The organism is Microcoleus sp. D3_18_C2, from assembly GCF_036702395.1.
GTDB lineage: Bacteria > Cyanobacteriota > Cyanobacteriia > Cyanobacteriales > Microcoleaceae > Microcoleus.
In genome coordinates, this window is record NZ_JAUBTG010000005.1 from 158,283 (window position 1) to 181,461 (window position 23,179).

The 23,179-nt window shown below is 44.7% G+C and carries 24 protein-coding genes and 2 rRNA genes; 11 read left to right on the forward strand and 15 right to left on the reverse strand.

The genetic code is table 11. The features are described 5' to 3' along the window. Positions 1 to 26 precede the first annotated feature (26 nt). The 5 genes from QUA88_RS05725 to QUA88_RS05745 all read right to left on the reverse strand — a co-directional run bounded on the left by QUA88_RS05725 (position 27) and on the right by QUA88_RS05745 (position 3,008). The gene (locus QUA88_RS05725) at positions 27 to 413 is read right to left on the reverse strand and encodes a DUF1257 domain-containing protein (RefSeq protein WP_333051955.1); all 387 of its coding nucleotides are present in this window, start codon (positions 411 to 413) and stop codon (positions 27 to 29) included. Positions 414 to 453: 40 nt separating this feature from the next. Beyond that, a complete protein-coding gene (locus QUA88_RS05730) occupies positions 454 to 663 on the reverse strand; it encodes a DUF2997 domain-containing protein (protein ID WP_015176940.1) in 210 nt (69 codons plus the stop codon). 364 nt (positions 664 to 1,027) lie between these two features. Further along, a complete protein-coding gene (locus QUA88_RS05735) occupies positions 1,028 to 1,900 on the reverse strand; it encodes an ABC transporter permease (RefSeq protein ID WP_333051956.1) in 873 nt (290 codons plus the stop codon). A 44-nt stretch (positions 1,901 to 1,944) separates the two neighbouring features. Further along, a complete protein-coding gene (locus tag QUA88_RS05740) occupies positions 1,945 to 2,616 on the reverse strand; it encodes a hypothetical protein (protein WP_333270726.1) in 672 nt (223 codons plus the stop codon). Then, on the reverse strand, positions 2,613 to 3,008 hold the full coding sequence (locus tag QUA88_RS05745) for a RusA family crossover junction endodeoxyribonuclease (RefSeq protein WP_333270729.1): 396 nt from the start codon (positions 3,006 to 3,008) through the stop codon (positions 2,613 to 2,615). Before QUA88_RS05745 ends, QUA88_RS05740 begins: the two co-directional genes overlap by 4 nt. A gap of 319 nt (positions 3,009 to 3,327) precedes the next feature. Between QUA88_RS05745 and QUA88_RS05750 the strand changes: the two genes are divergently transcribed. Beyond that, on the forward strand, positions 3,328 to 4,656 hold the full coding sequence (locus QUA88_RS05750; RefSeq protein ID WP_333270732.1) for a pitrilysin family protein: 1,329 nt from the start codon (positions 3,328 to 3,330) through the stop codon (positions 4,654 to 4,656). A gap of 616 nt (positions 4,657 to 5,272) precedes the next feature. Then, positions 5,273 to 6,301 carry a C39 family peptidase gene (locus tag QUA88_RS05755; RefSeq protein ID WP_333051967.1) on the forward strand — a complete coding sequence of 343 codons (1,029 nt, stop codon included), beginning with the start codon at positions 5,273 to 5,275 and terminating at the stop codon, positions 6,299 to 6,301. A gap of 148 nt (positions 6,302 to 6,449) precedes the next feature. Here QUA88_RS05755 and QUA88_RS05760 read toward each other — a convergent pair whose 3' ends face one another. Beyond that, positions 6,450 to 6,572 (reverse strand): hypothetical protein, encoded by a 123-nt coding sequence (locus QUA88_RS05760; protein WP_333270735.1) that lies wholly within the window; start codon positions 6,570 to 6,572, stop codon positions 6,450 to 6,452. 147 nt (positions 6,573 to 6,719) lie between these two features. After that, positions 6,720 to 7,604 carry a carboxylating nicotinate-nucleotide diphosphorylase gene (gene nadC / locus QUA88_RS05765; RefSeq protein ID WP_333231603.1) on the reverse strand — a complete coding sequence of 295 codons (885 nt, stop codon included), beginning with the start codon at positions 7,602 to 7,604 and terminating at the stop codon, positions 6,720 to 6,722. Positions 7,605 to 7,991: 387 nt separating this feature from the next. Between nadC and QUA88_RS05770 the strand changes: the two genes are divergently transcribed. After that, positions 7,992 to 10,406 (forward strand): hypothetical protein, encoded by a 2,415-nt coding sequence (locus QUA88_RS05770; RefSeq protein ID WP_333270739.1) that lies wholly within the window; start codon positions 7,992 to 7,994, stop codon positions 10,404 to 10,406. A 155-nt stretch (positions 10,407 to 10,561) separates the two neighbouring features. On the opposite strand, the gene QUA88_RS05775 is transcribed toward QUA88_RS05770, so the two are convergent. From QUA88_RS05775 to sufR, 7 genes are all read right to left on the reverse strand, one after another. Beyond that, entirely contained in the window at positions 10,562 to 10,960 is a 399-nt protein-coding gene (locus QUA88_RS05775) for a transcriptional regulator (protein WP_333231599.1), read from the reverse strand. 52 nt (positions 10,961 to 11,012) lie between these two features. Continuing rightward, entirely contained in the window at positions 11,013 to 11,231 is a 219-nt protein-coding gene (locus tag QUA88_RS05780; protein WP_333207739.1) for a DUF2283 domain-containing protein, read from the reverse strand. A gap of 155 nt (positions 11,232 to 11,386) precedes the next feature. Then, positions 11,387 to 11,503, reverse strand: a 5S ribosomal RNA gene (rrf, locus tag QUA88_RS05785). A gap of 238 nt (positions 11,504 to 11,741) precedes the next feature. Continuing rightward, on the reverse strand, positions 11,742 to 11,864 hold the full coding sequence (locus QUA88_RS05790) for a hypothetical protein (protein WP_333270744.1): 123 nt from the start codon (positions 11,862 to 11,864) through the stop codon (positions 11,742 to 11,744). A 216-nt stretch (positions 11,865 to 12,080) separates the two neighbouring features. Next, positions 12,081 to 12,197: ribosomal RNA gene (rrf, locus tag QUA88_RS05795) — 5S ribosomal RNA — on the reverse strand. Positions 12,198 to 12,405: 208 nt separating this feature from the next. After that, positions 12,406 to 12,813, reverse strand: a complete 408-nt coding sequence (locus QUA88_RS05800) for a hypothetical protein (RefSeq protein ID WP_333270746.1) — start codon at positions 12,811 to 12,813, stop codon at positions 12,406 to 12,408. A 94-nt stretch (positions 12,814 to 12,907) separates the two neighbouring features. Next, positions 12,908 to 13,612 (reverse strand): iron-sulfur cluster biosynthesis transcriptional regulator SufR, encoded by a 705-nt coding sequence (gene sufR, locus QUA88_RS05805; protein ID WP_333270749.1) that lies wholly within the window; start codon positions 13,610 to 13,612, stop codon positions 12,908 to 12,910. Between the two features lie 188 nt (positions 13,613 to 13,800). On the opposite strand from sufR, the gene sufB reads away from it, so the two are divergent. From sufB to QUA88_RS05830, 5 genes are all read left to right on the forward strand, one after another. Further along, positions 13,801 to 15,243: a Fe-S cluster assembly protein SufB gene (sufB, locus tag QUA88_RS05810; protein WP_333103299.1), complete on the forward strand. Its 1,443-nt coding sequence runs from the start codon at positions 13,801 to 13,803 to the stop codon at positions 15,241 to 15,243. 281 nt (positions 15,244 to 15,524) lie between these two features. Next, positions 15,525 to 16,316 carry a Fe-S cluster assembly ATPase SufC gene (gene sufC, locus QUA88_RS05815; RefSeq protein ID WP_333051994.1) on the forward strand — a complete coding sequence of 264 codons (792 nt, stop codon included), beginning with the start codon at positions 15,525 to 15,527 and terminating at the stop codon, positions 16,314 to 16,316. Beyond that, complete coding sequence (gene sufD, locus QUA88_RS05820; protein ID WP_333207743.1) at positions 16,313 to 17,656, forward strand: Fe-S cluster assembly protein SufD; 1,344 nt, start codon at positions 16,313 to 16,315, stop codon at positions 17,654 to 17,656. Before sufC ends, sufD begins: the two co-directional genes overlap by 4 nt. A gap of 166 nt (positions 17,657 to 17,822) precedes the next feature. Further along, positions 17,823 to 19,085 carry a SufS family cysteine desulfurase gene (locus QUA88_RS05825; protein WP_333052000.1) on the forward strand — a complete coding sequence of 421 codons (1,263 nt, stop codon included), beginning with the start codon at positions 17,823 to 17,825 and terminating at the stop codon, positions 19,083 to 19,085. A 134-nt stretch (positions 19,086 to 19,219) separates the two neighbouring features. Continuing rightward, complete coding sequence (locus QUA88_RS05830; protein ID WP_333052003.1) at positions 19,220 to 19,852, forward strand: Uma2 family endonuclease; 633 nt, start codon at positions 19,220 to 19,222, stop codon at positions 19,850 to 19,852. A 97-nt stretch (positions 19,853 to 19,949) separates the two neighbouring features. Here the strand turns inward: QUA88_RS05830 and QUA88_RS05835 are convergent, their stop codons facing one another. Further along, positions 19,950 to 20,774 carry an NAD-dependent epimerase/dehydratase family protein gene (locus tag QUA88_RS05835; RefSeq protein WP_333270753.1) on the reverse strand — a complete coding sequence of 275 codons (825 nt, stop codon included), beginning with the start codon at positions 20,772 to 20,774 and terminating at the stop codon, positions 19,950 to 19,952. A 112-nt stretch (positions 20,775 to 20,886) separates the two neighbouring features. On the opposite strand from QUA88_RS05835, the gene QUA88_RS05840 reads away from it, so the two are divergent. From QUA88_RS05840 to QUA88_RS05850, 3 genes are all read left to right on the forward strand, one after another. Continuing rightward, entirely contained in the window at positions 20,887 to 21,303 is a 417-nt protein-coding gene (locus QUA88_RS05840; RefSeq protein ID WP_333270755.1) for a hypothetical protein, read from the forward strand. Between the two features lie 83 nt (positions 21,304 to 21,386). Beyond that, positions 21,387 to 22,574: an RNA-guided endonuclease TnpB family protein gene (locus QUA88_RS05845; RefSeq protein WP_333052010.1), complete on the forward strand. Its 1,188-nt coding sequence runs from the start codon at positions 21,387 to 21,389 to the stop codon at positions 22,572 to 22,574. Between the two features lie 49 nt (positions 22,575 to 22,623). Next, positions 22,624 to 23,088: a YkvA family protein gene (locus tag QUA88_RS05850; RefSeq protein ID WP_333052012.1), complete on the forward strand. Its 465-nt coding sequence runs from the start codon at positions 22,624 to 22,626 to the stop codon at positions 23,086 to 23,088. The last annotated feature ends 91 nt before the right edge of the window (positions 23,089 to 23,179 follow it).

Here is a 23,179-nt window from a genome sequence, read left to right on the forward strand (position 1 = left end):
AAGATTGCAAAAATCTCGAAAAATTATTAAGCGCACCAGCGTTGCACCACCAAGCGGAGCGAACCGTCTTGATTTTGCTTTTGCTCAGAAATTTGGAAACCCTGCTTAGCGCTTTCATTCACCACAGTATGGTAAGCGTAGCGCTGAGTCACCTTATTGAGAAAACGGTCTACAGACCAAGCTTGCTGCCAAAACTGCAAGTCAGCCACCAATTCATACTCAGTCCCGTTCCAGCTAAAACCTACGTCGTAGCCGTTTGTTTGCTCAATCACGACCTCAGCGGTGCTGGTTAGGCCGCGATAGCCACGCACCTCAGTCGGGCCAGACTTCCAGTCAATACCCAAGTCAGTTAAAGCAGCTTCCAAAGAATTCAAATTGCGGATCTGGGTCTTAATTTGGCTAAAGTGTGACATGGTGATTCCAAAAAAATTTAAGTGAACTCAACAAAAAAAATTACCAATCGCTAAAAGCCACTTGGGCCGTCGCTTCGGCTGACTGATGCAGCGCTTGCGTGAAATATTCAGATGTTGACTCTTGGTGAAGCACCACGCCGAGCTGAGCTTCAATTGCAGCCGTTACCTCAGCACAGGAAGCACCGACAATGCCGGTGACTGTTTCCTGTACGCGGCCATCTGGATAGATCACAAACTCTAGTGTTTCCATAATGCGGGCTGACTGAATAGGAATATTGAGAACAGACACCGACACCAGCAAGCCAGGGACGATGCCTCCTGAAGTAGCTTCTTGAGAGTTGGCTGACTGACAAAGCGCTATATCAATTTTGACTAATTGATAGGTTTTGAGTCACAACTTAACAGAAGTTATTAATATGTAGAAGCAATACATCAGTTGTATGTAAAGTTTCGCGTAGATCGTGACAGCAGTCAAGTCGGTCGATTTTAGATTTGAGATTTTAGATTTTAGAGGGAGGAGGAAGGAAGAGGGGATGAACCGCAGAGGGCGCAGAGGGCGCAGAGGGCAGAAGGCAGAAGGTAAAAGGCAGAAGTATAAATTCCCCACTTCCCCTCTAATTCCCTCTGGGGTCTAAAACGTCTCGCAGGCCATCTCCCAAAAGGTTGAAACCAAGAACAGTCAAGGTAATCAGCAAACCTGGAAACACGATCGTCCAAGGAGAAGAAAGAGCGTATCCGCCCTTAAAAGCATCAGAAAGCATTGTCCCCAACTCAGGAACCGGCGGCTGTGCGCCCAAACCCAAAAAACCTAAACCGGCAGATTCTAGTGTCGCCGTACCAGTCGAAAGAGTTGCTTGTACAACTAGAGGCGCGAGACTTCCCGGCAAAATGTGGCGAAAAATAATCCGCAAGTCGCTGGCGCCCAAGGCTTTGACAGCCAAAACAAATTCTTGTTCCCGCAGAGACAGCACCATACTGCGAGTTAAGCGGATGTAAATTGGAATTTGCACGAGGCTGACGGCGATAATTACGCTTTGCAGGCTCGGCCCGGTGACGGTAACAACGCCGATCGCCAGTAAAATCGAAGGAAAAGCTAACAAAATATCCGCCAAAGTGCCGATCGCCATTTCCAGCAACCCCCGAAAATACCCGGCCACCAGCCCCAAAAGCGCTCCCACAATTAAACCCGCACCCACAGAAACCAGGCTGACGAGTAAAGATATCCCCAATCCGTGCCACACCCGCACCAACAAATCTCGCCCCAAACTGTCGGTGCCAAACCAATGTTTAGCGCTAGGAGCCACTAAGCGCGACAAATAATCTCGATCGACCGCCGGATCGTAAGGGGAAAGTAGGGGGGCCAACAGTGCCGCGATCGTCAGCGCTACAGTCAAAATTAAGCCGATTTTCCCCGAAGTCGATCGCCAAAATCGTTGAAAAGCCGGCTGTGGAAATATTAAGTTTTTATGCAATTTTAGATTTTCCATCGAATGCTGTCACAAAAAAAACTCAGGACTTATTGCCAAACCTTTCAGGACTGAGATGCCTGTGGTGCCCATAAACTTATTAATTCATTGACGAGGGCGAGCAATTCAGATACAGACTCATTGACTTCTGGTGCTTCAAATCCATGAATAAATCGGTTTCTTACGCTTAAAAGTAGCATTGATCGATCGTACTCTTCTATTGAAAGTTCTCCTTGCGAATACATATGTTTGATGAGAGATACAGTGGGAAATCTTTCAATTGGAATAGTAACCTCCTCAGCTCGTCTACGCAAAAGTGCTTCAAGTATTCCCCAAAGTGATAAAAACGCGCCTTCATTTTCTTCTAATGAGATCAGACGTTCACTTTGTGTTATTCTACTAAAAATCTGTTCCCAAGATAATAGATTTACTTCATTGTCTGCGTCTTTCAGTAAAGCATCTTCAGTAATTAATAAGAAACGCCAGCCTGTATTTTCAGAAACTATTTCAGCAATTTCTTTCAACCTGTCTATGGATGTTTGTCTGGCAGAACGTTTGAATTCGATTATGTAACCTTCGGTTTCGTTCTTTTTTACAATCAAATTTGGACGATATGTCCCTAAATCGAAAGGGATCTCTTCGGGTTCAGGGTCAACCAATACTGTATAGCCTTCTTGTCGGTATTTTTCGGCAATTTTAGACACTGATTTGTCGTGTATCAATTTAGTAGCGGTCATAGATAACTCTCTAATGCTTTTGCTGAATTTATTCTAACGTAAACGCAGTCGCTGCCAGATATTATGCCACGGACCAACAATGACGGACATAAAGCAACGTCAAACGTGTCACTAAGCGAGCGACGATGGGACTCCACATCTGTGACAAGTGAATCATCCTCATAAACTAACCCAATTAGTGCATCCTGTATGGGCTTTATGATATTGTCAGTGTCAACTGGGTCAGCATCATAAAGGTACACTAAAGCTAAATGAACATTTCCTGAATAAGGAGTTACTACCCAAGTTTTTGACGCTTCTGTACGCACAAATGCTTGCCAATCCTGTAGCTTGCTTCTCTGCCTCGTTTGCAAAGATACAGGGCGTTTTGGAATCAGAAACTCAAATTGCATTTGCAACTCCGAAAATTGAATGCGAAAAGAAGGGATTAAAGGCTAAATTCAAACTAGACTATAACTTGCAACTTTTAACAAATCAACTTTTGTTTTGTCGATCGCACAGATTTCTCATAACCCTCACGCCCTCAGCGCTCTCGCATTTCGCGTGAAGCGAAGCTATCCCGTTCGCGAAGCGTTCCCGAAGGGTAGGGAATCGCCCCCGACAACATCCCCAGCAACCATCAGCCGTGGGATCAATCTAAAATCTAAAATCTAAAATCTAAAATCGGATGACCCTTTAAGATATAAAGAACAAGATAAATTTAAAAGCACAATGACATCCACCCTACTCAAAACCTCCGCTCGATCGCCCCTCAACGCCCCAACAATCCGCCATTTCCCCAACGGCCTCACCGTTATAGCCGAACACTTGCCGGTCGATGCTGTTAACCTCAGCGTGTGGCTCAATTTAGGCTCAGCCGTCGAACCAGACGACATTAACGGCATGGCTCACTTTTTAGAACACATGATTTTTAAGGGAACTCCCAGCATTCCCAGTGGCGAATTTGAGCGCGCGATCGAGCAACGCGGCGCTGTCACCAATGCTGCCACCAGCCAAGATTACACTAACTATTACATCACCACAGCTCCTAAAGATTTTGCCGAACTAGCTCCTCTGCAAGTCGATGTGTTGCTCAACGCCAGCATTCCCGACGACGCCTTCGATCGCGAACGGCTGGTAGTCTTAGAAGAAATTAGACGATCGGAAGACAATCCCCGCCGCCGCACCTATCAGCGATCAATGGAATTAGCGTTTGAAGTCCTGCCCTACAAGCGACCGGTACTCGGCCCGACTGCGGTAATCGAACAGTTGACAGCGCAACAAATGCGGGATTTCCACAGCAGCAGATATCACCCAGGGGCCATGACAGCCGTAGCTGTCGGCAATTTGCCAGTCGAGCAACTAATAGAAATTGTCGCAGACAGTTTTGCAGCAAAAAGTACAGCACAACACAACAAAATAAATGTGCCTGCTGTGGGCAACTTTCACCCCGAAGCCCAAATCCTGAACTACGGTCAAGAATCGCCATTTACAGAAACAGTCCGCCGCGAATTTGTAGACTCTTCCCTTCAGCAAGCCCGACTGATCGTGATGTGGCGAGTGCCAGGTTTCATGGAAATGTCCGAAACTTATGCCCTCGACGTTTTGGCGACAATTTTGGGACACGGCCGCACAACTCGCTTGGTTCAGGATTTGCGCGAAGAAAAAGGGCTAGTTTCGTCAATTTCGGTCAGCAACATGACTCAGCGACTCGGCGGTGTATTCTCAATTTCCGCTCAACTACCGACAGAAAACTTGGCAGCAGTGGAAGCTGCGATCGTCCAACACATCCGCACTCTCCAAACCGAACTGGTGACAGATGCCGAAATTTCCCGCATTCGCACCCAAGTAGCCAATCGGTTTATCTTTGGTAACGAAACTCCGAGCGATCGAGCAAGTTTGTACGGTTACTATCAGTCGATGGTAGGAGATATCGCTCCCGCCCTCAACTATGCCGCCTGCATCCAAGCTCAGACTGCCGAGGATCTCCGAGAAGCCGCTGTCAAATATCTGTCTCCCGACGCAATGGGTGTTGTGGTAATTCGCCCGGACGAAGCATAAATCGGACTTCGCCTCAACAGGGCAATTCTGCTATCCTTCTGCTTTTGAGTCATCCAACAGCATTCGGAATTCGGCAGAAACAATGTCAACGCGCACGAGGGATTTTTAGTCAATAGTGCGTGAAATTCGATCGGCTCTCGCCTTGAAGGTTTTGTATCCAATAATTAGTATGAAGCCTTTAAGGTACGGGCGATCGGCAAAATTACCGTAATTTTATGAGACGATAAACTGGGAATTATTGACGAGCCAGCAATTTAGTCTAGGAAAACCGGGTTTATTGGCGATCGTAATTCTAAAATCTAAAATTTAAAATCTAAAATTTAAAATCGATTGAGCGACAAAATTACCGTAATTTTATGAGACGATAAACAGGGAATTATTGACAATCAAGCAATTTAGTCTAGGGAAACCGGATTTATCGGCGATCGTAATTCTAAAATCTAAAATCTAAAATCGATCGATCGGTAAAATCACCGTAATTTTATGAGACGATAAACAGGGAATTATTGACAATCAAGCAATTTAGTCTGGGGCCACCTGATTTATCTGCGGTCGTAATTGTCAAATCTAAAATCTAAAATCTAAAATCTAAAATCGACTGACAGGGCACGCAAGCATGAAATTACAAAACTTTCTCAACTCAAACATTAGGTACGATGCCAAAGCAATCGCTGCAGACGACGAACTCAGTGGCCAAATTCAAAGTCGCCTCATTGACCTAGGTTTACTGAAACCTCCCGTAGACGGAATTTTTGGCCCTCTCTCTACCGCCACCCTCCACCGATTTCAAACTCTGATGAAGTGCGGCGAAGCGGGTTTTTTGGGAGCAGTCACAGCCAAAAAGCTGATCGAAACCAAACCAGAGGACATTCCCACACAGCCCCTGATCCTGAAAACGCTCAGAGACACCATTTTTAAATCAAAACCGGTCGCGTCTTCTCAACTTCAGGACTCAGAAAAACAAGTAATACCAGCCGGAAAAGAGTTGGAGATCCTGGCTTTTGCTCCGGCTCGCTGTCACATCAGAGTTGCTCTCCGCAACGAGTCTTTCAAAGGTTCAGGGGTTTGGTATGTTTTCGGAGGGCACGCTCAAATTACTCAAGACAGCATTCTACTTTTTCCGAAACCTAATCCCCCAACTGTCAGGCTTGGCATTCCTTATCTATCGCAAATGGATAACTTGAATAATCCTACAGGTTCTTGCAATGTAACTTCATTAGCGATGTGTCTGGACTTTTTGAAGGTGCCACGGCGCAAACAAACCGGGCAATATGAAGACGAACTTTACGAATATGCGATCGCCAAAGGTTACAGTCGTTGGGATCCCTACGATTTAGCAAAAATTGTTAGAGATTACGGCGCTCAAGATTTCTTTACCGAGAATGCAACTATTGATGACGTTCAAGATTGGCTAGCCAGCGGAAATCCCGCTGTCATCCACGGATACTTCACGTCTTTCGGTCACATTATAGTTGTCGCAGGCTACGACAGCGAGGGATTCTTCGTTCACGATCCCTATGGCGAGTGGTTCCGAACTGGCTACGATACAAGTGTCAGCGGTGCTTACTTGCACTATACTTACCGCTTAATCCGCAGCCTCTGTATACCTGACGGGCATTTTTGGGTTCATTTTATCTCGAAGTAGTAATTTGTTAGTAGTTAGGAATGAGAATTAAATAACTTCCACAAGTTTGTGGGATGGGCGGGACGCCCATCCCACAATAACAATTAAAATTGTAAGTTATTTAATTCGCGATCCTTAGTGGTTATTGGTTATTGGTTATTGGTAATAACTAACCAATAGTTAACAGTTGACTCTCAGCAATGTCGGACACGGCCTTGCCCATTCGTATCAACTTCAGCCGAAATATCGATCGGGCCCCAAATACCGCCAGGGGTTTAAACCCCTGGCTCATAGCGAAAGTCCTCTAAAAGAGGACTGAATAATTCATTAGACTTCTCCCGAAATTAGATTTTAGCTTAGGCTTGACTTGGGTTTCAAGTTCTTTTTTGGAGATGTCTCTTAGTCCTCTTTTAGAGGACTTCAGCTTTGAGGCAGGGGTTTAAACCTCTGCCGGACTGCGGGTATTACTATTAATTTTCATGCTCAAATCCAGCCAAGTCGATCGCGTAATCGGAGCACTGGTAGAAATATAGTCAACTCCGGTTTCCGCTACACTTCTAATTGTTTCTAAGGTAACATTGCCGGAAGCTTCAATTTTTACCCGATCGCTCTTTTCGCGAATAATGGCCACAGCCTGCCGCATCAAATCAAAGGACATATTATCTAACATGATAATATCAGCTTTGTGCTGCAAAGCTGTCTCTACTTCGGCGAGAGTTTCGGTTTCGACTTCGATCGTCAGCGGATAGGGGATAGAATTGCGAATTAGGGCGATCGCCTCTGCAATTCCCCCAGCCGCCGCAATGTGATTGTCTTTAATCATCACCGCGTCATCTAAGCCCATCCGGTGATTGCTAGCACCACCGACTTGAGTCGCGTATTTTTCCAACAATCTCAATCCCGGCGTCGTCTTGCGGGTATCCACTAATTGCACGGACAAATCGGCAATTTTGTCAACATATTTCTGAGTTAAAGTAGCGATGCCACTTAAACGCATTGCCAAGTTTAATGCTACTCTTTCTCCGGTTAGCAGCGCATCGAAATTGCCGGAAATCTCGGCAATTACTTCTCCTTTTTCGCACAGTTTCCCTTCTGGTACTTGGGGGATGAAACTGAGGCTGCTGTCTAAAAGTTTAAATGTGCGATGTGCGATCGGCAATCCCGCAATGACTCCAGCTTCTTTGACAATCCATTTAGCAGTACCCTGGATGCTGTTTGCGGGAAATAAGGCCGATGTTGTGCGATCGCCCCTACCGATATCTTCTAGTAGCCAGTTATGCAATAGGGAGTCTAAAACTATCCAAGGTGGCAATATTGCTGTCATGTTTTTGTCGGTTGTTATATCAAGATGATATCTACTAGGAAGAATAGTCGATCGGGTAATTTTAGGCAAGTTGCAAAATAATCTGGCCACGCGGATGTCCTTGTTGGCTTAATTACAGTTTGCTAAACAGGCGCAGTTTTGTAGTCAATCACCTGTTGACAAAGTTGGGTGTCGGTGATTTAATAGAGTGAGTTTGCTTTGTCGCAAGGAAAATTAGCGCCAAAGAAACAAGCTCATCTGATTTATGAGCAAGCAGAGGCTTTGGGGTGGGCCACTAGGGCTAAGGGTAAGTTTGCTAGTAAATTTGGAAGTAACGAACTTGATAAATTAGAGTTCGGATTTGATTATTTCGCCTAAAAACTACATTCAAGCTACAAATACTCAGTTATGACTCACCTAAATATTTCTCCTCTCAACCGTCGCTCTTTTCTTAGTTATGTTGCTTTAGGTACTTTGGGTTTATTGACAAAAGACTTGCTTGATCCAGCTAGCGCTATGGCTGATAGCGAGGGATTAGGCAAAAATTTCTCTACCTTGGAGAACTATCATATTTTTGTTCCTTATACAACAGCACGCAACGGAGGAAAAGAAACATTTACTTTGCGATCTGGAGAACCTTGTCAGGTAGCAATTCCCTCGAAAACCCAAGATAGCCAACAGATTACCATCAAAGGGCGCGGTCAAGACGGTAAAGATATTACTGTAGTTTTGCATACCTTATACGATAGACAACTTAGAATAGCCGATCAAGTTTATCAAGAAATTGACAAAAATACCCAATTTATCGAAGAAGCAAGCAAAGCTAAATGCAAATTTGTTTATGAGCAAATCGAGGATGGTGAGTATATTGACGATGTGATTGCCTTGGATTTTCTTGATTATGTGATATCCTCCTCAAAGCTAGACAACAAAATTAAAGAGCGTTACCAAATCGCCAGTAACAATTCGCGCTTACTCGGAACTGAACAAGCCATTGAAATGGCATTAAGTCAATCTAAACTAACTGAGGCAGAAAAGAAACTAATTAGAGGGACTTTTGCCTCCGTCCGTGCCAGCGAACCGGTTCCTGACTTTAAGGCGCTCACAGATATTGACTTAATTGTTGCCGCGTCGGCACTGCCTTTAGAAATCAAGCAGAAACACTTTTTAGCCAGTACCAATTCAACAGCCTTAACAGTGGACTTCATTCTTGTCAAACTGATCGAGGAAAACGAAAAATTAACTCCCGCTCAACCGAAAAATTACCTGTCAACTTATCAGCAGGTACGTGCTGGAAAAAGAGTAGAAGATGCCGCAGCTTTAAAATCCCTAGACTCATTCATCAGTAATGCTGAAATTCCCGAAAATGCTAAAGTTGTTTACTCAATAGCAAGGACACAGAATTTAGATAATCAAGTTGATTCTGGTAAAATAATTGATGATTTTGTCCAAGCTTTTGTAGAATTCAAAGAACTGATCGATGATGCTAAAGATCCTAAAAATGCTGCTAAAAAAGCAGGAGCAGCAATTGTTCCACTAGCTACGAAAATACTAAGTCTACTTGGAGTAGAAACAGCAACAGGTGTCACTATTAGTAGTTTATCAGGAGGGGCTGCAACCAACGCGACTTTAGCTGTTTTAGGTTTTGGTTCCGTCGCATCTGGTGGTTTAGGAATGCTGGGTGGTTTAGCAGTAGTAACAGGAGGAGCCGCGCTAATAGGAGCCGCAGGAATACTGTCTATTGCGTTAGGTTCAGAAATCGATAGCGAAGACCAAAAAAATCTGGGAATTGCAATTGGTACAGGAACAATCGCCGGTGCTGCAACTGTTTTAGCTGCTTGGACTGCTGCGAGTGCTTTGGGAGTAGCCGGTACATTGTCTGGTGCTGCTGCTATTACTGCCACTATTTCGGCTCTTGGGGGACTCGGTTTAATCACGGGCGGTTCTGCTTTTGTTGCATCGGGTACAGCATTTATGATTTGGTCAGTGCTCCAATCTGGAAAGACTCGCGATTTATCGGAGCTGCATCTGCATCAATTAGAAACTCGGACTTACACCTATACTGAAGATATAATTCCCGGTTATTGGGGAGAATTTTTACAAAAGAATGTAAGTCTAACAAATGGCATTAAAGATGGATTTTTTGCTCCTAATATTCCAGTAGAAAAACTGTCAAGCGCGCTATCTTCATGGCTATCTCTTGACTCTGGAGAAAAAGTAATCGCTTTGATAGACAACAGTTTTTTTAAGGATGCAAAAGAGGGGGTTGTATTTACAAATGCAAAAATCGCTTGGAAAATAATTCTTTCAGAAGCTCATGCCATTAACTATGAAAATTTAGCAAAATTTGTCAAGACGGAAAGCAAATTAACTTCACTGCTATCTGACGCGAAGCAGAAACAGGAGTTGTCTAAGTTGAAAAAGGTAGTAGATATTTTGTCAGACGAGAAATACTCTACCAATTTATCTAAGTTGCAAGAGTTAGTAACTCTAGTGGGGAGTGACAAAAACTTATCGGATCTGGTTTCTAATGAGAAGTATAAAAACAAGTTACCACAATTAAAATATGCAGTAGCTATTTTATCAGAGGAGAAGTACAGTCAGAACTTGTCTAAGTTGAAAGATGTTGTAGATGTCTTATCTAATGAACCTGATTTAGTAAAATTTTTCTCGTCGCAATTAGTGTCACAGCTATCTGAGAAGAACTATACCAACGACTTGTCTAGGTTAAAAGAGGTAGTAGATAGGTTTCTAAATGAATCTGACAAGGACAATTTCACTAAATTGCTTCGAGAAATTGGTCAAAAATATAGCACAGTTTAGGCAGCAACTTTTGCCCGCGATTCGGGCTATGAGGAAGGCGGAAGGCGATCGCCCACTATTGACTGCTAAAATTAAGGGCGATCGCTTAAAACTAATGACTAATGAGCCTGAGAGTGAATATCAGCAACTCCTACTCAATAAGTAGCCGATCGCCCTTAAAGAAACAAACTAATATCCACTTGGAAAAAATCGGCTAACTTCGTGGCTTCATCTATTTCGATCGCCCTTCCACTAACAAAAACTTGCTCAACCTCTGTTTCCGTTCCCAAAACAGGAATCAAATCTGATTTGTCCAAATTTCTCGCATCCATTAAATGTTGCAACATTGAAGCAGCATTTCCTGCAGGAATCGGATAATTTTCAGATTCAAATTTTTCAATCAGCGTTATCAAAAGCTCCAGAAATAGCTCTGACTCCAGCGATCGCATAGGGCGGTGTTCCAGTTCGCAAGCGAGAGCGATCGCGGCCTCGTTTTCTGCCTCATTTGCGATCGGTTTTGGTTGATAGCGAACAAGTAAATCTGTATAAGATTTTGCATCCAAAGTACGGATCATTTTTCCACTCATCCTTACTTATATTTACACAGGTAGCGATTGATTTCCCTATTTAAGCTACAGTAAAAGCTATATTTTCTAGCACTACATTAGGTACATTTCCACTACCTAAAACCTGTGTAGCATCTAAAACTTCTATCCCTACCAATAACTCATTTTCCCCAATATTTAAAGCAATTTCGTCAGTTAACTCTAAAGTGCGACACTGATGCTTACCTTCTACAAGTCTAATATAGAGAGCATCAATTTCGGAATCATAACTAATCTTCATAAATTTTTACCTCTTATTATTCAGTCCGCGTCGGCCGACTTCGTTTGTTTAGTAGCGGTTTCAACCGCCAAGCCATAAAGAGAATGACTAATAACTCACCAAAAAACTAAAGCCCTTTTCCGTTGTTGCGGGAAAAGAGCTTTAATTTATTATTAACCTGGCACTGAGCTATTTTACCGGGCAGTGACCCGCCGAGTATCTTCGCCATAGCAACGTTTAACAACCGAGTTCGGGATGGATCGGAGTGGTTCCATTACATCATAAGCACCAGGAAAGCTTTGAAAACTTTTAATCCTGTGTCTGCATTAAGCTTGATGCGCTGCATCTCTTTCGCTCGACTTAATTACTGTATCAAGTTTTCCCCGGTCTGTCAACCCCAAAGTCAAAACTTTTTTTCGATCGCCCTGGACGCATGGGAGTCTAGAAACCGGGTTTTTCACGAGAAGACGCTTTAGATCCCACAGATTCGGTAAAAAACCCGGTTTCTGTGGTCTCCGCGCGTCAGGCAGATCACAAATCCAAAAAAGCCGCCTCGGTTCCCTGTTCTCTGGGAATCTTGCCGTCCTTCTCAAACCACGCCACAACCTGCTTAACTGTTAATTGTTCGATCGCCCCTCTCGGCTTCTGTCGCAATTTGCCTCAAAAGCCGCAAAGACGCCACCACCCTATTCGTAAAAAAGTTTTCAAAACTCGCATCAAGCTCGATCGACCACAAATCTGCTGCTGACCCAGAATATTGAGATTTCTACAAAGGGCCCAAGACCAGCTTTTGTGTAGATGCCTAATAACTCACCAAAAAACTAAAGCCCTTTTCCGTTGTTGCGGGAAAAGAGCTTTAATTTATTATTAACCTGGCACTGAGCTATTTTACCGGGCAGTGACCCGCCGAGTATCTTCGCCATAGCAACGTTTAACAACCGAGTTCGGGATGGATCGGAGTGGTTCCATTACATCATAAGCACCAGGAAAGCTTTGAAAACTTTTAATCCTGTGTCTGCGTTTAGCTTAATGCTAAGCTTGATGCGCTGCATCTCTTTCGCTCGACTTAATTACCTTATCAAGTTTTCCCCTGTCTGTCAACCCCTTTGTCAAAAGTTTTTTTCGATCGTCCGAAACCGCTGGAATGATCGGGGTTTGAGGCCTGGTTTGGGGGTGGGGCCGATCGACCTTTAACTCACAAGTCCAAAAACGCCGCCTCGGTTCCCTGTTCTCTGCGAATCTTCCCGTCCTTCACAAACCACGCCACAACCTGCTTAACTGTTAATTGTTCGATCGGGCTTTCAGATTCTGTCGCAATTTGCCTCAGAGGCCGCAAAGACGCAATTACCAAATTCGTAAAAAAGTTTTCAAAACTAGCATCAAGTTCGATCGACCCTTTAATACTCTCATCATTCTTAATCCAATCCATCACCTGCCCATTAGTCACCTCACCCACCGGCAAACCTGTCTCCCCAGCTATTTGCCTGAGCACCCTCAAAGCATAAATTGCCACCCGCGCCGAAAACTTTTCCTTCGACGACAGCAGAGCCATATCAACTTCCGCACACTCTTCCGGCTTTAAAAAATCTGCTAGCGGTTCCATAGTTATTAGTTACTTGTTATTTGTTATTTGTTATTGGTAATCCGTAAAAACTTCTATCCGTGTATCCGTGTCAAAATCCGTGTAGTGCCTTCCCTCATCCTTCTTCCTTCTTCCTTCTTCCTTCTTCCTTCCTTCTGGCAATCAAATAACCGCAGCGGTGTTCCCCATCAATAATCCAGTGAGTCCGCTCCACAATACAATCCGGCAAAACCGCCGCAAACATTTCCAACTCATTACCGCAGACACTCGGAAAAGTTTCAGCAACATTAGAAATCGCGCAATTGTGTTCCATCAACACAAATCGATCGCCCAAACCAGCGCGATCGCCGATCCCAACCTCTACAGATTCTACAGGATAACACTCAGCCATATAACCTTCAGCCCTGCGAAGTTCCATTAGCTTAGTCACCCTCTCTTGCAGCGAACCCGCACCCACCAGCCGCCGATACTCCGTCGCCTTGCGCTGCCACTGTTTTTGCAAGATAGTAATCACTTGCTCGCGGCCGACGGTTTCCGCCAACGTATCCAGGAAAGAGACAGCAAAATCACCATAACGATTCGGGAATCGATCGCGCCCCTGACTGGTAAGCTCATAAATGTGCTGCGGCCGCCCCATACCAGCCTGAACCGACTGATACTGAATCAGCCCCTCCGCTTCCAAATCCTTCAAGTGACGGCGAATCGCCTGCGGACTGATATCCAAAGACTCCGCCAACTCAAGAGCCGTCCCCTGCCCCCCCTTGAGCAAATATTGCAGGATGTCTTGTTTCGTGGAAGTCTGCTGAGTAGTCTCCATCATCTTCACAAAAAATTATTAATTTGACTTTGACAATATCACTATTGTTAATGTAGCTTAAAATATAGTAAAGCAACAAATCTGTTGTTTAACTTCCCAGAGCAGTCCAGCAGAACTCGCTCAAGCCCAGACAGGCATTGCCCCGTCTGCCATCCAGAGAGCATTATCTAGAACACTGAACACGCAAAATAATGAGTTCTACCACAGTCAAAACCTTAGTCAACCAGCCGTATAAATACGGTTTCGTCACCGACATCGAGTCAGACACCATCCCCCGCGGCTTGAGCGAAGATGTAGTCCGCCTGATTTCCGCCAAGAAAAACGAACCGGAATTCATGCTGCAATTCCGCCTCAAAGCATACCGGAAGTGGCTGACAATGACCGAGCCCACCTGGCCCCACGTCAACTATCCCGCGATCGACTACCAACAAATTATCTACTACTCCGCCCCCAAACAAAAGCCCAAAAAGCTCAACAGTTTGGACGAAGTAGACCCGACACTGCTAGAAACCTTCGAGAAACTAGGCATTCCCCTCTCCGAACAAAAACGGCTGGGAAATGTCGCCGTCGATGCCGTTTTCGACAGCGTTTCAATTGCCACAACATTTAGAGAAAAGTTAGCCAAAGATGGCGTTATTTTCTGTTCCATCTCAGAAGCCGTCAAAGATTATCCCGAATTAATAGAAAAATATCTCGGCAGCGTCGTACCAGTTGGCGACAACTTTTTCGCAGCCCTCAACTCCGCCGTATTCAGCGACGGTTCCTTTGTTTACATTCCCAAAGGCGTCAAATGCCCAATGGAATTGTCAACCTATTTCCGCATCAACAACGGAGATTCCGGCCAGTTCGAGCGCACCCTAATTGTTGCAGAAGAAAACAGTTCTGTGTCTTACCTAGAAGGCTGCACCGCGCCGATGTTTGACACCAATCAACTGCACGCCGCCGTAGTCGAATTGGTAACAATGGACAATGCCGATATCAAATACTCCACAGTGCAAAACTGGTACGCTGGCGATGCCAACGGCAAAGGCGGCATTTACAACTTCGTGACGAAACGGGGTTTGTGTCAAGGAGTCAATTCTAAGATTTCTTGGACACAAGTAGAAACCGGTTCAGCGATTACTTGGAAATATCCCAGTTGCGTGTTAGTCGGCGACAACTCGGTGGGCGAATTCTACTCAGTAGCGCTGACAAATAACAAGCAGCAAGCTGACACCGGCACCAAAATGATTCACGTTGGTAAAAATACTCGCAGCACGATTATTTCTAAGGGAATTTCGGCGGGAAATTCATCCAACAGCTATCGCGGTTTGGTGAAAATGGGGCCGAATGCTAAAGGATCTCGCAATTACTCTCAGTGCGATTCCATGCTGATTGGGGATAACGCTCAAGCGAATACTTTCCCTTATATTCAAGTGCAGAACCACACTGCTAAAGTCGAACACGAAGCTTCTACTTCTAAGATTGGGGAAGAGCAATTGTTCTTCTTCGCACAGCGGGGAATTTCCGCAGAAAATGCTATTTCGATGATGATTAGCGGTTTCTGTAAAGATGTTTTCAATCAGTTACCGATGGAATTTGCGGCGGAAGCTGATAAGCTGTTGAGTCTGAAACTCGAAGGAAGTGTCGGATAATTTTCGCGGCCGATAAACCCTTCCAGGCCGAGTCCATCGGTGACAACTTAAGCTCCCCGTCCGCCAGGGAATGAATTCCCTGGCTAATAGCTAAAGTCCTCTAAAGAGGACTAATGAGTTTAAAAGTTTTCTTCTCAGTCCTCATAGCGAGGACTTTAGCTTTGAGACAGGGAATTCATTCCCTGGCGGACTATCGGTTTAACGTTAAATTGTCACCAATGGGTACAGGCTAGCAACGAGAAAAAAACTGTAAACTGCATTGAGGAAAAGGACAAAAATAGATGATTGTTGAAAATAGTCAAGTGGTGCTATCCGTCCGCGATTTAACTGCGAATGTGGAAGATACCCAAATCCTTAAGGGTTTGAATCTGGAAATTAAATCGGGTGAAATTCACGCGATTATGGGCCCGAACGGTTCGGGGAAAAGCACTTTATCCAAGATATTAGCGGGTCATCCTGCTTATACGGTAACGGGCGGAGAAGTTACTTTTCTGGGTCAAAATTTGCTGGAATTAGCGCCGGAAGAACGCTCTTTAGCTGGCGTGTTCCTAGCTTTCCAATATCCTTTAGAAATTCCCGGCGTTAGCAATCTGGATTTCTTGCGCGTGGCTTACAATGCTCACCGCAAACATCGCGGCTTGGAAGAATTGGATGCTTTTGATTTCCAAGATTTAATCGAGGACAAGCTGGATATTGTCAAGATGAATGATTCTTTTTTAGGCCGCAGTGTTAATGAGGGTTTTTCCGGTGGCGAGAAAAAGCGGAATGAAATTTTGCAAATGGCTTTGTTGGAACCGAAATTAGCTATTTTGGACGAGACTGATTCGGGTTTGGATATCGATGCTCTCAAGATTGTCGCCGGCGGTGTGAATCAGTTGTCAACTGCTGAGAATTCGATGTTGGTGATTACTCACTATCAGCGGTTGCTGAATTACATTATTCCTGATTTTATTCACGTCATGGAAGCCGGTAGAATTATCTTGACTGGCCCGAAAGAGTTGGCGCTCGAATTGGAAGAGCGCGGTTATGACTGGGTTGTGGAAGAGGAAGCAGCAGGAGTGGGCGCGCGATGATGAATACGCAAGTTGCTAGTAGGGAAATGTTTTTGACTGATTTGGTGAATCAGTGCGGCAAGTTGGGCGCAGCTAATAAGGAAAGTTCTGCTTACGGGTTGCAGGATTTGCGGGATGCGGCGACTGAATACGTGCTTTCTTCGACTTTTCCGACGGTGAAGGATGAAGAATGGCGCTTTACTGATTTGTCGTCGGTGTTGCAAATTCCTTTTCATATACCCCAGAGCAATCAGTCAAAAGTTAAGCTGGCTGATATCATTATGCCAGTGAAAAACAAGGCAGATTTACCATTAAGATTGGTGTTTGTCAACGGGTTTTATGCGCCGGATTTGTCAACGGTGGAGTCGTCGGTTTTTCCGAATTTGCCGATCGACTTTTACGCAGGTAATCTATCCAATGTACCCGAAAAATATCAAGGGCGCATCAGCGATGTTTTGAGCAAGCACAGACAGCAAACTGAGGTGTTTACCGCGCTGAATACTGCGGGTTTGGCGGATTCTGCGGTGGTGTTCGTGCCGGCCAATATGTCGATCGAACTTCCGATTCACTTGCTGTTCCTGACAGCGCCCGGTGCATCTGGCACGATGTCCCAGCCGCACTGCTTGGTCATAGCTGAGCCTGGAAGCAATGTCACGCTAGTTGAGGATTACGCAACTATCGGTAATGTACCAGCGTTTACTAATGCTGTAACGGATGTTATTGTCGGCGAAAACGCCACTGTGAATCACGTTCGGCTGCAGCGGGAAGGTGGAGAAGTTGTTCATATCGGCAAAAGTGCGATCGAACAATCTCGAAATAGCCGTTATACTTGTCATGCTATCAGCTTGGGAGGCAAAATATCGCGCCACAATTTAGAAGTTTTTCAGCGCGGCGAAGCCACCGAAACAACTTTAAACGGCTTAACCGTAGCCTTTGGCGAACAGTTATCAGACACTCACAGTGTAATCGATTTCAATCACCCCCACGGTACAAGCCGCCAATTGCACAAGTGCATTATTGGCAACAAAGCTCGCGCTGTATTTAACGGCAAAGTTTTCGTTCGCAAAGCCGCCCAATTGACAGATGCCGGACAATTGAGCCGGAATTTGTTGCTGTCGCCGAGAGCTCGCGTAGATACCAAACCGCAGTTGGAAATTGTCGCCGACAACGTTAAATGTTCCCACGGTGCAACTGTCAGTCAATTAGAAGATGATGAACTTTTCTACTTGCAAAGTCGCGGTTTGGATTTAGAAAGAAGTCGCTATTTGCTAATCGATGCTTTTGCGGCGGAAATGCTCAATCAATTACCGATTCTTGGAGTGGCGAAAATGCTTTCTACCTGCGTGGCCGTCCAAGGATAACTCATAAATATGAGGACACAGAGGACACAGCAGTGCTGTGTCCCTACAACATCTTGCACCATTTTTAACAGCCTGTAGGGGCGGGTTTCACGAATAATAATTGCCTCAAACCAACAATCTCGTAAACCCGCCCCCACCCAACGACAAATCACTAACTTCAAAAAATATGACACTTATTCAAGAAAAAACACTTGCCTCAAAAGTTCGCGGCGACTTCCCAATTTTGAATGAAAAAGTTAACGGTAAACCGCTAGTTTATTTAGACAATGCAGCTACTTCTCAAAAACCCCTAGCTGTGCTCAACGCTTGGCGTGATTACTACGGACAATACAATGCAAACGTCCACCGGGGTGCTCACACTCTCAGCGCCAAAGCGACTGATGCTTACGAAGGTGCTAGAGACAAAGTTGCGGCGTTTGTAAATGCGGCGTCGCGGCAAGAAATTGTTTACACTCGCAACGCTACCGAAGCGATTAATTTGGTCGCTTATTCTTGGGGTTTGAGCAATCTGCAAGCCGGAGATGAAATTATCCTGTCGGTGATGGAACACCACAGCAATCTCGTTCCCTGGCAAATGATGGCTCAAAGAACCGGTGCGGTGCTGAAGTTTGTCGAGTTAACGGAAACTAACGAGTTTGATTTGGAACAGTTTAAAACCCTGATTTCCCATAAAACTAAATTGGTGTCAACCGTTCACGTTTCTAATACTTTGGGCTGCATCAGTCCAGTCAAAGAAATCTGCAAAATTGCCCACAGTTTCGGCGCAAGAGTTTTAATTGATGCTTGCCAAAGCGTGCCGCACATGATAGTAGATGTGCAAGCAATAGATTGCGATTGGCTGGTTGCTTCAGGTCACAAAATGTGCGCTCCGACTGGCATCGGTTTTCTCTACGGTAAGCTGGACTTGCTGAGAGAAATGCCTCCGTTTTTCGGCGGCGGTGAGATGATTGCTGACGTGTTTCTCGATTACTCCACCTATGCCGATTTGCCGCACAAATTTGAGGCCGGCACGCCTGCAATCGGAGAGGCGATCGCCCTCGGTGCAGCAATCGATTATCTTAGTAACATTGGCATGGATAAGATTCACGCTTGCGAAGCAGAATTGAATGCTTATATGTTCCAACAATTGCGGCAAATTCCCGAAATCAAAATTTACGGGCCACAACCAGACAGCAACGGTGAAGGTAGGGCTGCATTAGCGGCATTTACAGCCGGAGAAATTCACCCTCAAGACTTGTCTACCATGTTAGATCAGGAGGGAGTCGCGATTCGTTCCGGGCATCACTGCACGCAAGCTTTGCACCGCTATTTGAACGTTTCATCTACGGCGCGGGCGAGTTTGTATTTTTACAATACTCGCGAGGAGATTGATGTGTTTGTGAAAGCGTTGAAAGAGACGATCGACTTTTTTGGTGGGATTATGGGGTAAGTTAATTAGTGATTGAAATGGCTTTTTTTTGAACCGCAGATGTCGGCGGTTCAAAAAAACAACCCCCTTTTTCATAGTATCTGGGCCTGTGGTAAAATAAAACTAGAGTTTTCTCAGCTCAAGGAGATTTTGAGATGATTGCTACTACTTCAAGTTTAGCCGAACAGAGAACACTGCTAGAAAACATTAGCTGGTCAACCTTTGAAACGTTGCTCAAAGAAATAGGCGATCGCCGAGGTTATCGCATAGCTTATGATAACGGGATGTTGGAAATTATGAGTCCTTTATACGAACATGAAAATCCCAAGATTCAGTCCGATCGCTTCATTTTCATTTTAGCAGAAGAACTCGGCATTGAAATCAAAAGTGCTGGCTCAATGACTCTCAAGCAAGAACAGGCTAAAAAGGGTATAGAACCTGACAATTGTTATTATATTCAAAGTGAACCAGCAGTCAGAGGCAGGCAAGAACTAGACTTAGAAACTGCCCCACCGCCCGACTTGGCAATTGAAATAGATATTACCAGCAGTTCAATTAATAAGTCAGGAATTTACTCGGCACTTGGCGTACCCGAACTCTGGAGATATAACGGGCGAGTTTTAAAATTTTATCAGTTAGCTTCCGAGGAGTATGTTGAATGCAATTTCAGTATTGCTTTTCCCTTTTTATCATCAACAGAAATGAGTAGGTTTTTTGAGCAGACTAAAACAATGGGAGAAATTGCATTACTGAAATCATTTAGAATTTGGGTTAGGGAAAAAATCTAAAGCGGTGAATATCGCCCTTTCGTCCATCCGCGTTCATTGTGGCACGGGCGTCCCGCCTGTGAAAAAGATGCGGTTTAACAAAAGAGCGATCGCCCAACTAAAACTCCCTAATTTCAGGATAAACAAACTGATAACCCGCCGCCTTAATCTTTTGATTCGACACGCTAGCATTATAAGGCCGCACGCTAGGACTTCCATCCCAAGAAACTTTAGGCAAATTATTAGCTTCAAAAATGCGATCGAGCAATTCGCCACTGGATAGCGACACATCCCCGACTAAATTGTAAATTCCCTGCAATCGATTTTCCAAAGCAAACGTTAACCCCCCAACAATATCATCTCGATGCACCCAATTAGTAGCATCTTCCCCCCTACCGGGACGAGTGCTCCCAGCCCAGCCTCTAAAGATTTTAACTAATTCTCGCCCTGGCCCATAAATTCCTCCCAAACGGAGAATGCAGACTTGAAGATTGGGACTAGATGCTGCTAATAAAACCTGTTCTGTTTCTGCGAGAATTTCACCGTTTGGATTAGCAGGCGCGACGGGGGATTCTTCATTTACCAATTCACCTTGGCGATCGCCATACACAGAATAAGTACCCGTATAAATAACCTGCTTGACTGTCGGTATCTGCTGTAAAACCGCTACTAAAGTTGTCGCCGTATCTAAATAACTTTCCCGATAAGCATGAGGATTTGGAGCACCTACGCACAGCATAACAGCATCTTGTTCTTGCAGTACAGCCCTCATTGCATCTTTGTCATTTCCTTTGAGCACGGCTACCCGCTGCGCGACACCCTCCAACTCAACTACTCGCGTCGCCGTGGTAGTTGTCGCCGTCACGGTACAATCAGATTTGCCACGTAAATGTTTGGCTGTCGCAGTACCCACATAGCCGCAGCCGACGATCGCAACTTTCATAAAAAATCCTCCATTGTTTCATGCTGTCTAAAATTATTGCCGGTTTCTGAAATCATGGCGCGCTGAGTTTTGTGGTAAAATGCAAAGCATCGTTATCAATCGGAGTAGCATCATGTCCGAGAGAGATATTTTTGCCACCTCCTCAGAAAGCGAACTTTTAGCTTTTTATGGTTCTTTGTTTGCGATCGCAGCCGCCGATGGTTCCGTTGATATTGACGAACTAGATTTGTTGTTTAAAACCATAAATTTAGACAAATTTTCTGACTCTGCAAAAACTCAAATCCAATCCTACACAGCCAGTCCCCCATCACTGGGCGACTGTTTGCAAACACTCAGCCATTCACAACAACCGCTGCGTTTGGGAGTCATGTATTTTTTAATTAACATTGCTGGCGCAAATAAGACGCTGCATCCGGCAGAAAGCGAGGCGATCCAATCCGCAAAAAAACTGCTGGCGGTTTCCGACTTGCAAATCCAAGCCATGCAGGAATTCATCAAGGAAAATGGGTCTGAAACCCCGTCCTTGTAGGACGGCTTTACATAGATATTTGTTAAGACGTACTATTTCACATAAGACGTGCTATTATGTAAAGCAGCACATTTAAGGTAAATATGACATTAAAAGCCTTCAGCTACCGATTCTACCCAACGCCAGAACAAGAAAGTTTGTTGCGACGTACTTTGGGTTGCGCCCGTTTAGTCTACAACCGTGCTTTAGCAGTAAGAACTGAAGCTTGGTACACAGAACAGAAACGGGTAGGGTATGCTGAGACTTCTTCAATGTTAACCGAATGGAAGAAAACTGAAGAACTAGATTTTCTTAACGAAGTTAGCTGCGTGCCATTGCAACAATGCTTGAGACATTTACAAGCGGCTTATACCAACTTTTTTGATGGACGGGCAAAATATCCTAACTTCAAAAAGAAACGCAATGGTGGTAGTGCAGAATTCACTAAGTCAGCGTTCAAATTTAGGGATGCACAAGTCTACCTAGCAAAAAGCACCCAAGCATTGCCAATTCGCTGGAGCCGGACATTACCTAATGGTGCGACACCATCAACTATTACAGTAAAGCTTGCACCATCAGGCAGGTGGTCAGTTTCTCTGCTGGTAGATGTTGAAATTGAAAAGTTACCCAAAACAGGTGATCAAGTCGGTATTGACTTGGGAATTACAAGCTTGCTTGCTTTAAGCACTGGTGAAAAGATTGCCAATCCCAAAGGATTTAAGACAAAGTATCGCAAGCTCAGAAGAGCGCAGAAAGCTTTAATCCGTAAGCAAAAGGGATCAAATAACCGTTACAAAGCACGGCTCAAAGTAGCGAAAGTGCATCAACAAATTACTGATGCAAGAAAAGACTATCTTCACAAGTTAACGACGCGGTTGGTGCGTGAAAACCAAACCATCGCCGTAGAAGACTTAGCTGTGAAGAATATGATTAAAAACCCCAAACTTGCCGCTTCTATAAGTGATGCAAGTTGGGGCGAATTGGTCAGACAACTTGACTACAAGTGTGATTGGTATGGTCGCACTTTAGTTAAGATTGACCGCTGGTTTCCGAGTTCTAAACGATGTGGAAATTGCGGACACATCGTTGACAAGTTGCCGTTGAATATTCGGGAATGGGATTGTCCTAGTTGTGGGACGCACCATGATCGTGATATCAATGCGGCGAAGAACATTTTGGCGGCAGGGCTTGCCGTTTCAGTCTGTGGAGCGACTGTAAGACCCCAACAGAGTAAATCTGTTAAGGCTGGTGCGAAACTCCCTAGGGGACAGAAGCAGAAACCTAAGTCGTGAGTCTTAGGAATCCTCGCCCTTATAGGGCGGGGTGGATGTCAACGCAGACATGAAACAAATACGGGAGGCCGCGCCCAATAAAAATCAGGTTTCAGCATCTTTCAATTCTGCTGTTTACCAGCTTAAAACTAAGGGCATTCCTCTCGATGTGATCGACCGAAGAGAAACCACAACACACCTCAGCAACCCCCAAATTAACTATTCAGATGAAAGTTTTTGGGCTAAACTTAAAAACTTTGCTTTAACCGCAGGAAGAGAAGTAGTTGAAAAAGCTTTGATTCTCTACTATACGGCTCAAAACCCAAACGTGCCTGCTTGGGCAAAAGGAGTTGTAGTTGGAGCTTTGACCTATTTTATATCTCCTGTCGATGCGATTCCCGATATATTAGTCGGCATCGGATTTACCGATGATTTAGGAGTATTGCTGGCGGCAATAGCTACTGTTTCAGTATACATTAATGCTGATACTAAAGAACAAGCAAAACAAAAAATGAAAGATTGGTTTGGCAAATAATATTAGAAGTCAGTAGTCAGTAGTCAGTAGTCAGTAGTCAGTAGTCAGTAGTCAGTAGTCAGTAGTCAGTAGTCAGTAGTCAGTAGTCAGT

What these genes read in the sequence shown, in the direction of transcription:
- QUA88_RS05830 (WP_333052003.1), top strand. Translation starts at nt 19,220, where the DNA reads ATGATTGCTACTACTTCAAGTTTAGCCGAACAGAGAACACTGCTAGAA.
- QUA88_RS05770 (WP_333270739.1), top strand. Translation starts at nt 7,992, where the DNA reads ATGACTCACCTAAATATTTCTCCTCTCAACCGTCGCTCTTTTCTTAGT.
- sufR (WP_333270749.1), bottom strand. Translation starts at nt 13,612, where the DNA reads ATGATGGAGACTACTCAGCAGACTTCCACGAAACAAGACATCCTGCAA.
- QUA88_RS05775 (WP_333231599.1), bottom strand. Translation starts at nt 10,960, where the DNA reads ATGATCCGTACTTTGGATGCAAAATCTTATACAGATTTACTTGTTCGC.
- QUA88_RS05755 (WP_333051967.1), top strand. Translation starts at nt 5,273, where the DNA reads ATGAAATTACAAAACTTTCTCAACTCAAACATTAGGTACGATGCCAAA.
- QUA88_RS05760 (WP_333270735.1), bottom strand. Translation starts at nt 6,572, where the DNA reads ATGAGCCAGGGGTTTAAACCCCTGGCGGTATTTGGGGCCCGATCGATA.
- nadC (WP_333231603.1), bottom strand. Translation starts at nt 7,604, where the DNA reads ATGACAGCAATATTGCCACCTTGGATAGTTTTAGACTCCCTATTGCAT.
- sufD (WP_333207743.1), top strand. Translation starts at nt 16,313, where the DNA reads ATGATGAATACGCAAGTTGCTAGTAGGGAAATGTTTTTGACTGATTTG.
- QUA88_RS05800 (WP_333270746.1), bottom strand. Translation starts at nt 12,813, where the DNA reads ATGGAACCGCTAGCAGATTTTTTAAAGCCGGAAGAGTGTGCGGAAGTT.
- sufC (WP_333051994.1), top strand. Translation starts at nt 15,525, where the DNA reads ATGATTGTTGAAAATAGTCAAGTGGTGCTATCCGTCCGCGATTTAACT.
- QUA88_RS05750 (WP_333270732.1), top strand. Translation starts at nt 3,328, where the DNA reads ATGACATCCACCCTACTCAAAACCTCCGCTCGATCGCCCCTCAACGCC.
- QUA88_RS05725 (WP_333051955.1), bottom strand. Translation starts at nt 413, where the DNA reads ATGTCACACTTTAGCCAAATTAAGACCCAGATCCGCAATTTGAATTCT.
- QUA88_RS05780 (WP_333207739.1), bottom strand. Translation starts at nt 11,231, where the DNA reads ATGAAGATTAGTTATGATTCCGAAATTGATGCTCTCTATATTAGACTT.
- sufB (WP_333103299.1), top strand. Translation starts at nt 13,801, where the DNA reads ATGAGTTCTACCACAGTCAAAACCTTAGTCAACCAGCCGTATAAATAC.
- QUA88_RS05845 (WP_333052010.1), top strand. Translation starts at nt 21,387, where the DNA reads ATGACATTAAAAGCCTTCAGCTACCGATTCTACCCAACGCCAGAACAA.
- QUA88_RS05850 (WP_333052012.1), top strand. Translation starts at nt 22,624, where the DNA reads ATGAAACAAATACGGGAGGCCGCGCCCAATAAAAATCAGGTTTCAGCA.
- QUA88_RS05740 (WP_333270726.1), bottom strand. Translation starts at nt 2,616, where the DNA reads ATGACCGCTACTAAATTGATACACGACAAATCAGTGTCTAAAATTGCC.
- QUA88_RS05730 (WP_015176940.1), bottom strand. Translation starts at nt 663, where the DNA reads ATGGAAACACTAGAGTTTGTGATCTATCCAGATGGCCGCGTACAGGAA.
- QUA88_RS05835 (WP_333270753.1), bottom strand. Translation starts at nt 20,774, where the DNA reads ATGAAAGTTGCGATCGTCGGCTGCGGCTATGTGGGTACTGCGACAGCC.
- QUA88_RS05735 (WP_333051956.1), bottom strand. Translation starts at nt 1,900, where the DNA reads ATGGAAAATCTAAAATTGCATAAAAACTTAATATTTCCACAGCCGGCT.
- QUA88_RS05825 (WP_333052000.1), top strand. Translation starts at nt 17,823, where the DNA reads ATGACACTTATTCAAGAAAAAACACTTGCCTCAAAAGTTCGCGGCGAC.
- QUA88_RS05745 (WP_333270729.1), bottom strand. Translation starts at nt 3,008, where the DNA reads ATGCAATTTGAGTTTCTGATTCCAAAACGCCCTGTATCTTTGCAAACG.
- QUA88_RS05840 (WP_333270755.1), top strand. Translation starts at nt 20,887, where the DNA reads ATGTCCGAGAGAGATATTTTTGCCACCTCCTCAGAAAGCGAACTTTTA.